At 41.6% G+C, this 13117-nt stretch carries 10 protein-coding genes, 1 tRNA gene and 1 pseudogene; 4 read left to right on the forward strand and 8 right to left on the reverse strand.

From position 1 onward, the window contains the following. The first annotated feature begins 98 nt into the window (after positions 1 to 98). Together CZ225_RS16890 and CZ225_RS16895 are read left to right on the forward strand one after the other, a co-directional pair. A complete protein-coding gene (locus CZ225_RS16890) occupies positions 99 to 1055 on the forward strand; it encodes a toprim domain-containing protein (RefSeq protein ID WP_004319668.1) in 957 nt (318 codons plus the stop codon). 224 nt (positions 1056 to 1279) lie between these two features. Further along, the gene (locus tag CZ225_RS16895) at positions 1280 to 2683 is read left to right on the forward strand and encodes a hypothetical protein (RefSeq protein WP_004292946.1); all 1404 of its coding nucleotides are present in this window, start codon (positions 1280 to 1282) and stop codon (positions 2681 to 2683) included. A gap of 78 nt (positions 2684 to 2761) precedes the next feature. Here CZ225_RS16895 and CZ225_RS16900 read toward each other — a convergent pair. The 5 genes and pseudogenes from CZ225_RS16900 to CZ225_RS16920 all read right to left on the reverse strand — a co-directional run. Next, positions 2762 to 3262, reverse strand: a pseudogene (locus CZ225_RS16900) (IS1595-like element ISBbi1 family transposase); the annotation flags it as partial. A 1-nt stretch (position 3263) separates the two neighbouring features. Then, positions 3264 to 4079, reverse strand: coding sequence for a sulfonamide-resistant dihydropteroate synthase Sul2 (gene sul2 / locus CZ225_RS16905; protein ID WP_001043260.1), 816 nt, complete (start codon positions 4077 to 4079; stop codon positions 3264 to 3266). 71 nt (positions 4080 to 4150) lie between these two features. Beyond that, a complete protein-coding gene (locus CZ225_RS16910) occupies positions 4151 to 5059 on the reverse strand; it encodes an IS1595-like element ISBbi1 family transposase (RefSeq protein WP_005807145.1) in 909 nt (302 codons plus the stop codon). A gap of 107 nt (positions 5060 to 5166) precedes the next feature. Further along, positions 5167 to 6132 (reverse strand): CfxA family broad-spectrum class A beta-lactamase, encoded by a 966-nt coding sequence (locus tag CZ225_RS16915; RefSeq protein ID WP_004319679.1) that lies wholly within the window; start codon positions 6130 to 6132, stop codon positions 5167 to 5169. Positions 6133 to 6432: 300 nt separating this feature from the next. Next, positions 6433 to 6517, reverse strand: a tRNA-Ser gene (locus CZ225_RS16920). 241 nt (positions 6518 to 6758) lie between these two features. Here CZ225_RS16920 and pflB point away from each other — a divergent pair. Both pflB and pflA read left to right on the forward strand, forming a co-directional pair. Further along, a complete protein-coding gene (gene pflB / locus CZ225_RS16925) occupies positions 6759 to 8987 on the forward strand; it encodes a formate C-acetyltransferase (RefSeq protein WP_077155866.1) in 2229 nt (742 codons plus the stop codon). A 14-nt stretch (positions 8988 to 9001) separates the two neighbouring features. Then, the gene (gene pflA / locus CZ225_RS16930; protein WP_077155867.1) at positions 9002 to 9727 is read left to right on the forward strand and encodes a pyruvate formate-lyase-activating protein; all 726 of its coding nucleotides are present in this window, start codon (positions 9002 to 9004) and stop codon (positions 9725 to 9727) included. A gap of 344 nt (positions 9728 to 10071) precedes the next feature. Here pflA and CZ225_RS16935 read toward each other — a convergent pair whose 3' ends face one another. The 3 genes from CZ225_RS16935 to CZ225_RS16945 form a co-directional block, all read right to left on the reverse strand. After that, positions 10072 to 10977 (reverse strand): glycerophosphodiester phosphodiesterase family protein, encoded by a 906-nt coding sequence (locus tag CZ225_RS16935; RefSeq protein ID WP_077154762.1) that lies wholly within the window; start codon positions 10975 to 10977, stop codon positions 10072 to 10074. Between the two features lie 127 nt (positions 10978 to 11104). Further along, positions 11105 to 12397, reverse strand: a complete 1293-nt coding sequence (locus CZ225_RS16940; RefSeq protein ID WP_077154763.1) for an outer membrane beta-barrel protein — start codon at positions 12395 to 12397, stop codon at positions 11105 to 11107. A 6-nt stretch (positions 12398 to 12403) separates the two neighbouring features. Next, the gene (locus CZ225_RS16945) at positions 12404 to 12952 is read right to left on the reverse strand and encodes an RNA polymerase sigma factor (protein WP_077154764.1); all 549 of its coding nucleotides are present in this window, start codon (positions 12950 to 12952) and stop codon (positions 12404 to 12406) included. Positions 12953 to 13117 lie beyond the last annotated feature (165 nt).

Below are 13117 nucleotides of genomic sequence, written 5' to 3' on the forward strand. Positions count from 1 at the left end.
AAAATAAAGTGAAGTGATTATACAGACCGTACTTCATAAAGAGGTACGGGCGAAAAGAGAAAATAAACCAATTCAACTATCATTAAACCTATCGTCTTATGGATATACAGACAGCGAAACAAATCAAAATAGCGGATTATCTGCACAGTTTAGGATTTTCACCCGTCAAACAACAGGGCATAAACCTGTGGTATAAGTCACCACTAAGGGAAGAAACGGAAGCATCGTTCAAGGTAAATACAGAACGTAACCAATGGTATGATTTTGCACTCGGCAAAGGTGGGAATATCATCGCACTGGCACAGGAACTTTATTGTTCCGACCATGTGCCTTACCTCTTGCAAAAAATCGAAGAACAGACACCCCGTATTCGCCCCGTGTCTTTTTCTTTTGGCAAGCAATCATCTTCCGAGCCAAGTTTTCAACAACTGGAGATTGTACCGCTTTCTTCTCCTGCCCTGCTTGCTTATTTGCAGGAAAGGGGAATAAACATTGCAATGGCGAAAAGAGAATGCAGTGAAGCGCACTTCACCCATAATGGCAAACGGTATTTCGCCATCGCCTTTCCCAATGTGTCGGGTGGGTATGAAATCCGCAACCAGTATTTCAAGGGATGCATCGCACCGAAAGAGATTTCTCATATCAAACAGCCGGGAACAGCGAGGGAAACATGTTATGTGTTTGAGGGATTTATGGACTATCTTTCATTTCTTACTTTGAGATTGGAGAATTGCCCGAAATATCCCGAACTGGACAGGCAAGATTATATGGTGTTGAACTCAGTAGCCAATGTTTCCAAAGCAATCTATCCGTTGGGAAGCTATGAGCGCATCCACTGTTTCTTTGACAATGACCGTGCAGGAATGGAAGCCATGCAGCAAATCTATAAGGAATACGGCAGGGACTTATACATCCGTGACGCTTCGCAGACATACAGCGGATGCAAGGACTTGAACGAATACTTACAGAAACAGACTGAAAGAAACAGGCAAGTTCAATCTGCAAAAGGGGTGCGCAGCCAACCACCGAAAAAGAAAAACGGCTTTCGGTTATAGCCCACTATAACTACACGCTTCGCTTTCGTAGTTGTGGGCTCTCCCGAGGGGATTAGGGCTTTGCCCTAATGACCCACTCAGGGCGTTTCTCCCCTAAGAACCCCGAGCAAAGAGTGCCCCTCTCTTTGCAATCTCCGCTTATGGGTTGCACCCCTAAGAACCCTGTGCGGTTATGAGCGGACAACAGAAGATTTCATCAACAATCCAAATCAAATTTTAAGAATATGGCAACAAAATCAAGCATACATATCAAACCCTGCAGAGTGACATCAAGCGGGGCTCATAACCGGAGAACTGCCGAGTACATGCGCAATATCGGCGAGTCCAGAATCTACATTGTACCCGAACTGACTTCCAATAACGAGCAGTGGATAAACCCGGGCTTCGGCAGTCCTGACCTGCAGGCGCACTATGACAGCATCAAACGGATGGTCAAGGAAAAGACCGGACGAGCGATGCAGGAAAAGGAGCGTGAGCGCAAGGGAAAGAATGGAAAGATTATAAAAGTGGCTGGATGTTCTCCAATCCGTGAGGGAGTATTGCTCATCAGACCAGATACAACACTGGCAGATGTACGAAAGTTTGGTGAGGAGTGCCAGAGACGCTGGGGTATTACACCGCTCCAAATCTTCCTGCATAAGGACGAGGGACACTGGCTTAGTGGACAACCCAAAACCGGGGATAGGGAGAGTTTCCAAGTCGGTGAAAAGTGGTTTAAGCCGAATTATCATGCCCATATCGTATTCGACTGGATGAACCACGACACGGGCAAGAGCCAAAAGCTCAATGATGACGATATGATGGAAATGCAGACTTTGGCATCTGACATCCTCTCCATGCAACGTGGGCAATCTAAATCCGAGACCGGAAAGGAACATTTGGAACGAAATGATTTCATCATTGAAAAGCAGAGAGCCGAACTGCAACGCATGGATGCTGCAAAACGGCACAAAGAAGAACAGATAGGTCTTGCTGAACAGGAACTGAAACAGGTGAAATCAGAAATACGCACTGACAAGCTAAAGAAAACAGCCACCAATGCAGCCACCGCCATAGCAAGCGGAGTTGGTTCTCTTTTCGGAAGTGGAAAGATGAAAGAGCTGGAGCGAACTAATGAAGATTTGCACCAAGAGATTGCCAAACGAGACAAAGGTATTGACACCCTCAAAATCCAAATGCAGGAAATGCAAGAGCGACATGGCAAACAGATACGCAATCTTCAGAGCATACACAACCAAGAACTTGAAGCCAAAGACAGGGAAATATCACGATTGAACACTCTGCTTGAAAAGGCATTCAAGTGGTTTCCGATGCTTAGAGAAATGTTGAGAATGGAAAAACTCTGCGCTGTCATTGGATTTACCAAAGATATGATAGATTGTCTTTTGACAAGGAAAGAAGCTATCCAATGTAATGGCAAGATTTATTCCGAGGAACATAGAAGAAAGTTTGAAATCAAAAACAACATCTTCAAGGTGGAGAAGAATCCGACCGATGATAGCAAACTTGTACTGACCATAAACAGGCAACCGATAAGCGAATGGTTCAAAGAGCAATGGGAGAAACTTCGGCAAGGTTTGCGACAACCAACGGAAGAACCAAGAAAAAGTAGAGGATTCAAGTTATAATAGAAAAAAAAGACAATATAAAAGCACTCTGATAGTTACGAAGTGCTTTTATATTGTATAAATTATCTGATTATCCGTTTATGCACCTGTTATATTCGCAATTACTAGTCTGTCAAAGAGTTTGTCTCCAAAATACCGTCTGTTTAATTTGTAAATAAACTCGTTGAGATACAACTGTAAGTATTTCCTTTTGATTTTATGGTAGTTGCCCAGCAATGTCCGTTTTGCATTACTGATTGCGATATGCACCCATTTGAGTGTTTCCTTGGTGGTTTTGGCGTCTGATTTCTCGGTGACGTGCAATTCCACCAGATCGGAGATGTCAACGTAAGAAGTGCTTTTGTCCGAAAATACGATGGCATCATCCTCCATGCAGTCCCTGACCACGCCGTTGATTCCTTCACTTTGATGGCTATCCAGTACCCTGGCCTTGAAATAACGCACATGCTTCTCCTTTTTGCCCGTTTCGATATCTTCCAACGGGGTGCTTTCGGCCATCACCGCAACGTTCTGCTTTCCCTCGGCTCCCCGGCCACGTGTACCCTTGCCTCGCTCGATTTCCTTACTGGCCACCGAAAAGTTAACGAATTCTTGCGGTTTCTTTCAGCGCCGCCAATACCGCCAGCCCGTCGCGCAAGGGGCGCGGCTCGTGTGTGCGGATGAAGTCAGCTCCACCTGCGGCGGCGGCAAGCTCTGCAGCGAGTGTCGCGGCCCCGACATCCCCCGGACCACGGCCTGTGAGCGCGCGCAGAAAGGATTTGCGCGAAACAGACAGAAGCACCGGCAAATCGAAGCGCAGCCGCAATTCATCGAACCGCGCCAGCACCGAGAGCGAGGTTTCGGGAGCAGCCCCCAGAAAAAACCCCATGCCGGGATCAAGGACAAGGCGGTTGCGTTTGATACCGGCACCCGTCAGCGCCGCGATGCGCGCGTCAAAGAACGCCGCAATGTGATCCATGATGTCGCCAGCGGGTGCCTCGCGCCGATCTGCCTGCCCGTCTTGCACCGAATGCATAACGACGAGTTTGGCAGATGATTTCGCCAATTGCGGATAGAACGCAGCGTCTGGAAAACCGCGAATATCATTGAGATAGGCCACACCACGCGACAAGGCATAGGCTTGCGTCGCGGGTTGATAACTGTCGAGCGAGACGGGAATGCCATCTGCCTTGAGCGCGTCCAGCACCGGCGCGATACGCGCGATTTCTGTGTCGGACGAAACAGGCGCGGCGTCGGGATTGCTGGATGCCGGACCGAGGTCGATCACATCTGCCCCCTCGGCCATCAGCTTACGCGCCTGCGCAATGGCTGCGTCTGGCGCCAGATACCGGCCTCCATCGGAGAAACTGTCCGAGGTTATGTTGACGATGCCGAAAATAATGAGCGATTTATTCATGGGGGCTTCTATAATAATACCTAAAATCCGCAGGTAGTTAATTAGGATGTTTAAAGATTCTGATTATCCGTTTATGCACCTGTTATATTCGCAATTACTAGTCTGTCAAAGAGTTTGTCTCCAAAATACCGTCTGTTTAATTTGTAAATAAACTCGTTGAGATACAACTGTAAGTATTTCCTTTTGATTTTATGGTAGTTGCCCAGCAATGTCCGTTTTGCATTACTGATTGCGATATGCACCCATTTGAGTGTTTCCTTGGTGGTTTTGGCGTCTGATTTCTCGGTGACGTGCAATTCCACCAGATCGGAGATGTCAACGTAAGAAGTGCTTTTGTCCGAAAATACGATGGCATCATCCTCCATGCAGTCCCTGACCACGCCGTTGATTCCTTCACTTTGATGGCTATCCAGTACCCTGGCCTTGAAATAACGCACATGCTTCTCCTTTTTGCCCGTTTCGATATCTTCCAACGGGGTGCTTTCGGCCATCACCGCAACGTTCTGCTTTCCCTCGGCTCCCCGGCCACGTGTACCCTTGCCTCGCTCGATTTCCTTACTGGCCACCGAAAAGTAACCCTCATCCAGTTCTATCATCCCTTCCAGTGTATACCTTGCATCCCGGTTGCCCATCGCCCTGCGGAGTTTGTGTACCATCGCCCATACCGGTTCGTAACGCTTCAATCCTAATTGCTTCTGGAGTTCGTTGGTGGAGAATCCCTTTTTTGTGCAACTCATCAGGAACATCGTTTTGTACCACACCAGAAACGGCAGCTTGGAGCTCTCCATGATCGTACCGCTGCGCAACGAGGTGCGGAAACGGCAACCTTTGCATTCATAACTCCATTTACCCTGTAACCAATAATGGGAAGTGCCCCCGCATCGCTTGCAGACAACCCCTTCCTTATCACGCTGCTCCTTGAAATGCAAACGACAATCTTCCTCCGAACCGAAATGAGCCGTAAAACTGAATATGTTCATAATCCCTGCTTTTTGAGCGCTAATATACTAAAAATATTAGGTGTGTTTGCGGAGAATCAGAATAAATTATATAATGTTTACCATTGAAGCTTCAAAGTAAACGCAACTTAAGGAATTGCCGAATTTTGTATTAATAAAGAATATACGACCTCTGATATATGCGCAACATATTGTGATGCTTGTGATTCATTACCCTTGAAATCCTTAACAAATATCGCTAAAGTATAGCAGACATTATTAGGCAGGCATATATAGGCAACATCATTGTGAGCTGCAAGAATACCATTTTCATTGACATAACCAGAACCCGTCTTATGTGCAATAGAAACCCTTTCTTTATCAAGAAGCGGAGCGACTATTCTATCTGTACCTGTCACACATTCTTTTAATGTATTCTTAATGAAACTTTGCTTCTCACCACTGACAATACTTTCGGTAAACAAACGGTTCATCAACATTGCGGCACCAAGAGGAGATGTATAATTAAAGTAAGCCCTATCGTGGTCAGCCGACATTTCCTCTTCTGTATAAGCTATCTGAAAACTTGAACGAGGAATAAGTGTGGCTATAAAACTGTCAGTTTGAGCAACATTGACCATATCTTTAAACATCAGATTGCTTGCATTATTATCACTTTGAGCAATAGTATAACGAAGTAAATCTCTCACGGTTAATGATATAACCAACTCGGAATAATCTTTCATCATAGGACTCCAAGTCTTTGAATCAAGTCTATTCCTATCTATCTTTACTAAGGTATCAAGTGAAATCCCTTTGTTATCAAAATCATTGCAAAGAGCTAATGCCTGATGAACCTTAAATACACTCATCATAGGATATACACTCTTATCATTAACTTTAACTGTATCTGTGTTATTAATAATAATTGCCACTCCAATTTCACCAGGACAAGCTGATACTATCCGAGAAATGCTATCAGTCAAAACATCTGTCAAAGGTGGATTTGTACTATTATTAGAAGTTGATTTAGAGAACAATAAAAAAACTAAAACTATGATACAAACTAAAGCTATACACAAAATTACAAGGCGTTTTCTTCTACTTTTTTTCATACTACGATTTTTAAACATTATATATTATCATGACAGACCCTGATTTATTATTTACTGCAAAGATACGAAATCTTACGGAAAATGAATTGGTTGTTTTTTTCGTTTGTTCTGTTTTTTATCAAATTATTTTCCGAGCGAATATGATTCGTCTTAAATAAAATAAAAACACCCAACTTTTCTCTAAAGAAAGTCGTTTCCTTATCTCGCGGGCATGTGGTTGGGAATACTCATCATAATTTACATTCTTGGGTGTAAAATTGGGTGTTTGTTTTATAATTTGCTGATTTTCAGCGTTTATTGCGGAGAGACAGGGATTCGAACCCCGGGTACCTCGCAGTACAACGGTTTTCAAGACCGCCGCAATCGACCACTCTGCCACCTCTCCAAAACTCCTTTATCTGAAGTGCTTTTTATGAAAAGCGGTGCAAAGGTACAAATCATTTTTTAATTTACAAGAGTCTCCGAATATTTTTTTGAAAAACTATTTTCTAAACAATCCCTATTTATAGGTATTTTGTGTTGAAAAGCATAAAATGAGGTATAATTATGCCGAATATATGAAAAATCATTGTAACTTTGTGCGCTCTAAAGAAAGGATAACTAAAACTTCTAATTTTTATCATTTTATGGAATTAAACAAGATCTTTAAAGACGGTCTTTGGAGCAGCGAAATCAACGTAAGAGATTTCGTAAGTCATAACATTACTCCGTACCATGGAGACTCCTCCTTCTTGGTAGGTCCTACCGAACGTACTAAAGCTGTATGGAACCATTGCGTAAAAGCATTGGCAGAAGAAATTGCTAATAATGGAATCCGTTCTCTGGACAATGTTACCGTATCCACGATCACTTCTCATAAAGCCGGATATATTGATAAAGAAAATGAGCTTATTGTCGGCTTGCAAACAGATGAACTTCTAAAACGTGCTATCAAGCCGTTCGGAGGAATCAATGTTGTCAGTAAAGCTTGTCATGAGAATGGTGTAGAAGTAGATGATCGCGTTAAAGAAATCTTCACTCATTACCGCAAAACACATAATGACGGAGTATTCGATGTATATACTGAAGAAATCCGTTCTTTCCGTTCTCTGGGTTTTCTTACCGGACTTCCCGATAACTATGCTCGCGGACGTATAATTGGTGATTATCGCCGATTGGCTCTTTATGGTATTGACCGACTTATTAAAGCTAAACAAGATGATTTACGCCATCTGACCGGTCCAATGACTGAGGCGCGTATTCGTCTGCGTGAAGAAGTGGCCGAACAAATCAAGGCATTGAAGGACATGAAGGTGATGGGAGAATATTACGGACTTGACCTAGGTCGACCGGCATACACAGCGCAAGAAGCTGTTCAATGGGTATATATGGCATACTTGGCTGCTGTAAAAGAGCAAGATGGTGCTGCGATGTCACTTGGTAACGTTTCTTCTTTCTTGGATATTTATATTGAATATGAATTGAATAAAGGAACCATTACAGAATCTTTTGCACAAGAACTGATTGACCAGTTTGTGATCAAACTACGTATGGTACGTCACCTACGTATGCAATCATACAACGATATCTTTGCCGGTGACCCGACTTGGGTAACCGAATCTTTAGGTGGACGTTTCAATGATGGACGTACTAAGGTAACTAAAACTTCTTTCCGTTTCTTACAAACACTGTACAACCTCGGTCCTTCACCAGAACCGAACCTGACAGTTCTCTGGAGCCCGGAACTTCCTGAAGGGTTCAAGAATTTCTGTGCCAAAGTTTCTATCGACACCTCCTCTATCCAATATGAAAACGATGACTTAATGCGTGAAGTACGTCAATCTGACGATTACGGAATCGCCTGTTGCGTTTCTTATCAGGAAATCGGTAAACAAATTCAATTCTTTGGAGCCCGTTGCAATTTAGCAAAAGCGTTATTACTTGCTATCAACGGTGGCCGTTGCGAAAATACAGGTACAGTGATGGTAAAGGATATTCCAGTACTGACTAATGATGTATTGAACTTCGAAGAAGTAATGAGCAACTACAAAAAAGTACTAAAAGAAATCGCGCGCGTTTACAACGAAGCAATGAATATCATACATTATATGCATGATAAGTACTATTATGAAAAAGCTCAGATGGCATTTATCGATACTAACCCACATATCAATTTGGCGTATGGTGTAGCAGGACTTTCCATAGCACTCGATTCTTTATCGGCTATCAAGTATGCAAAAGTAACTGCTCGCCGCAATGATATCGGTCTGACTGAAGGTTTCGATATTAATGGAGAGTTCCCCTGTTTTGGTAACGATAATGATAAGGTAGACCACTTGGGAGTTGATTTGATATACTTCTTCAGCGAAGAATTGAAAAAATTACCGGTCTATAAGAACGCCCGCCCTACCCTTTCATTATTAACGATTACTTCTAATGTGATGTATGGCAAAAAAACCGGTGCTACTCCCGACGGACGCGCTAAAGGTGTCGCCTTTGCTCCAGGTGCTAATCCAATGCACGGACGTGATAAGAATGGAGCAATCGCTTCCTTAAGCTCTGTAGCAAAACTTCGTTATCGTGACTCTCAGGATGGTATCAGCAACACTTTCTCTATCATCCCGAAATCATTAGGTGCAACTTCAGATGATCAGATCGAAAACTTGGTAACGATGATGGATGGTTATTTCACCAAAGGTGCTCATCACCTGAACGTGAACGTACTGAATCGTGAAATGTTATATGATGCCATGGAACATCCGGAAAAATATCCGCAACTGACAATTCGTGTTTCCGGTTATGCCGTAAACTTCGTAAAATTAAGTCGCGAGCACCAATTGGAAGTTATTAGCCGTAGCTTCCATGAACGTATGTAATTCAGTATTTTATGATGATAAACGTACATTCATACGAAAGTATGGGAACATTCGACGGGCCGGGTCTACGGCTCGTCGTTTTTCTTCAAGGATGTAACTTCCGCTGTCTGTATTGTGCCAACCCTGATACAATAGCAGGAAAAGGAGGCACTCCCACTCCGCCGGAAGAGATTATACGTATGACCATGAGCCAAAAACCTTTTTTCGGAAAGCGCGGTGGAATAACTTTCTCAGGAGGTGAACCAACCTTCCAAGCCAAAGCGTTAGTACCTCTGGTCCATGACTTGAAAGAGAAAGGTATCCATGTCTGCCTTGACAGTAATGGAGGTATCTGGAATGAGGATGTCGAGATGTTATTAAAGCTTGTAGATCTGGTATTATTAGATATAAAAGAATTCAATCCATCTCACCATCAATCACTTACCGGAAGAAGTAATGAGCAGACACTTCGCACCGCTAACTGGTTGGAAGCTAACGAAAAGCCTTTCTGGCTACGATATGTATTAGTACCGGGGTACAGTGATTTTGAAGCAGATATCCGACAACTCGGACAGAACCTTGGAAAATACAAAATGATTCAGAGGGTTGAGATTCTCCCTTATCATACATTGGGCGTACATAAATACGAAGCTATGGGACAGAAATATTTGCTGAAAGACGTAAAAGAAAATACTCCTGAGCAACTCGATAAGGCTACAGAAATATTTAAAGAGTATTTCTCCAACGTTGTAGTGAACTAGAGGAAATAAAGAGTGAAGAGTTTTTTATGATTTATAAATCAAGTAAAAAAAAAGAGATCGTTACCTAATTACTAAGCAAAACGATCTCTCACACAAATTAACTGGTTGGGGGAGTCCACTATTATGTTGTTTCAATATAGTAGTTCTGAAAAACTTTATCTCTTCAATACTTTGCAAAGATGAGAATTAAATTCGACATAAACAATATTATTTGCAAAATTTATTTCAAAAATCATCAACTTCTGATATTTAAAGATGATTGATAAACGAAAATAAGTAAAATTACAACAGATAATTTTAAATATTACTTATAAAGAAATCAAGCAAAGACCTATGTTTCTCTTTTACTTATTACCCGAACGCTTCTTACGAGCTTGCAAATACTCCAGCAAATATGCAGTCCGATCTGTCTGAATAATAGTTGCACCTAATTCATCAATTAAATATCCATACCCTTCATCCGGATCTTCAAGCGACATATCATCATCATGTCCTCCGGCCATAGTATCCCAAAGTGTATTATACCAGATTTTACTTTTACCTTCCAATAAACTTTTCACTTGTTTAGGAACTTGGTTGGTATCAGATTTAAATAATAGTTCGAAAGCTACCGGACGGATTTCTTTCATAAAATCTTCTATTTGTTGTAGTGCTCCCGGACTGTCTAAATTGACGATTGGCATGTACAAAATACGATCAAGGTATTTACCTAAATCCTTTTTCACCTGTGCAACAGGCTTAGAGCCTTTCATTATTATCTGATCAACAGTTCCGGTCTTTTCAAGTATAGGAAAAATTTCATCAAAAATAGGATATGCTTTATCCAGATTTACCATTACATGTCCTTTAGCTGTCAGTAATGCTTCCTCCAAGGTGGGAACACGATGTTTCGTTCTCAATGAAGCCCCATTTTTTAAATAAAGAGTACGAATAGAATCCAATGTCCATTCTGAAACCTTCCCTTTTCCTGTAGTCGTTCTATCTAATGTATTATCATGCATTAGAATCAACTTCCCATCTTTTGTTTTCTGAATATCCAATTCCACTACATCCGCTCCTAAACGAATGGAACTTTTAATGGCAGCAATTGAATTTTCAGGAGCATACCGCCAATCTGCCCGATGGGCTACTACAGTAACTTCTTTATTGGCAGGATTCACAATTTTCCTATGAATAGCCTTCACAGGCTCATCTGCAAATAAATAAACGGAAAGCAACAATGCAATTCCCACTAGTAAGTTTCTTTTCATAATTGTAGTTCTATCTTAGATTTTATAACAAAGGTACACGATACTATTGCACAAACGAATGGCAATATTATGAATATTTTCCCAAATATCCAATTTTCAAATAAGTTATTTCTAATCTCCAGCCAACTTAATAAGTCAAACGAATACCAGCTTGCATATTAAAATTAAATGGATTCTCTTTGCGTATAGTTTGTATACTTGAACCATCATCAAAGAAATATGAAACCCCAGGTTCAAAATATACTCCTACACGCTTCGTTGCATTCACTTGAATTCCGGCTCCTCCAGACACAGAAAATTGTAATGGTTTTACTGTTTCTTTCTCAGAACCCAATTTACCATATACACACTTTTCGACCATACCTCCACCTGTAACGTAGAGCGTAAAGTACTTCTTTTCAAGAAAATTCCAATTGGCACGCAAAGGAATACCAAGATAATGCAACTTTTGTTCTACATTGTGTTCACTATCCCTCAATTTTACATCAGAAGATAATAAAGTATAAGTCAATCCAGTTTCTAGAGAGAAACCTCTGCCTAAACTCTTACGAACAGATAAACCAAAAGAAATAGGTTGGTGATGTTTAATATCAACAATATCATTCGCTTTACGCAAATATGGAACACCACCTTCAAACACAAGAGTTTGATCATTAGGAATTGCCATTAGACCATTCGAAACAGTCAACATACTCACACGCGAGATATAAGAAGGCATCCCTGCACCGATCTCGGTAGAAGCTCCTCCCGCATTACCAACTGATAATCCCATTGACCATCTCCCTTTTTTTGCCGAAGTATTCGTATTCCCTACAGGAATATGTAATTTATCCTTTGCTGAAGGACGATAAGGCCTATTCTTATTTATTTGTTTTTCCTGAGTAGAATGCGTCTGTTTTTCCTGAGCAACGCTTACTTCTTCCGGCTGTTCTATCAATTCATCATCTTTCTTATTTTCCACATCTACAGTGGATGCCCCGTCATTATCTATTTTTGTCAATCGTTCCTCTTTTATTCCTTGTTGCATGATTTCGGTCCTTCCTTCACTTCTATTTACTTCAGCTTTTGCTAAACGGCCTTCAGCTACCGGACTTACTAAAGGAGCAATGATCGTTCCCCGCATATCTGGTTGATCTATTCCAGGCAGCACATCCGGTGATGAAGCCAACACTGGAGTTTTGATATGCCGTATTTCATCAGCTGTAGGAGTCCCTAAAAAATATAGGCTCAGTGATGATACAATAGCCAATAATATAACAGCCGCAGCAGCCATTGTCCATCTACGATAAGGATATATCTTCTTCTCCACAGGAGGCATAAGTTCCTTCTCCAGTTGTTCCCAGCCGGAATCAGGTGTGGGCTCGGAATAATCTGCGAGCTTCTCCTTCAACTTACTCATCCACAATTCTTTCTCTTCCATCTCTATCTATCCGTTATTCATTAACCATTCTTTTACCTTTTTAGCCAACACGTTTTTGGCCCTAAATAGCTGAGAAGCTGATGATTTCTCATTGATACCCAATAACTGTGCAATTTCTTTATGAGATTTATCTTCAAAAGTATAAAGGTTAAACACGGTACGATACCCAACGGGCAAATCTTTTACGAATTGCATTAATACACCCTGCGGAATCAATTCAACAGTAGAAGCTTCCGGTTCTTCGTAAACTTCCGGAACTTCTTCCAAAGTTGCCGATTGATTGATTACATCATTCTTACGAAGATATTGCAAAGCGGTATTAACCATCACTCTCTCCATCCACGCCCTTAAGGAACCTTCACCTCGCCAAGTAAATTTATCGAAAGAACCGAATATCTTCAAAAAGCCATCGTGAAGCAAATCCTGAGCTGTATCCCGATCGCCTGCATAACGAAGACAGACACCAAGCATACGCCCCGCATACTGCTCATACAGTTCCTTGCGGGCTCGGTTATTGCCTTGCCTACATTGTTCCGACAACTCAAATTCTTCCATTATCTTAAACACGTGTTTATTCTAAAAATGCGGTAAAGATAGAAATACTGCATAGAGAGAACAACTTTTTCGCAACTTTTGTTTCTTTAACAGATCCAAATGCAATATTTACTATTCTCCTGCATTTCTTAGATACTAAATAAAAAGCAGTAATACAAAATCTAA

The sequence above is a fragment of the Bacteroides bouchesdurhonensis genome, assembly GCF_900155865.1.
GTDB classification, from domain to species: Bacteria; Bacteroidota; Bacteroidia; order Bacteroidales; family Bacteroidaceae; genus Bacteroides; species Bacteroides bouchesdurhonensis.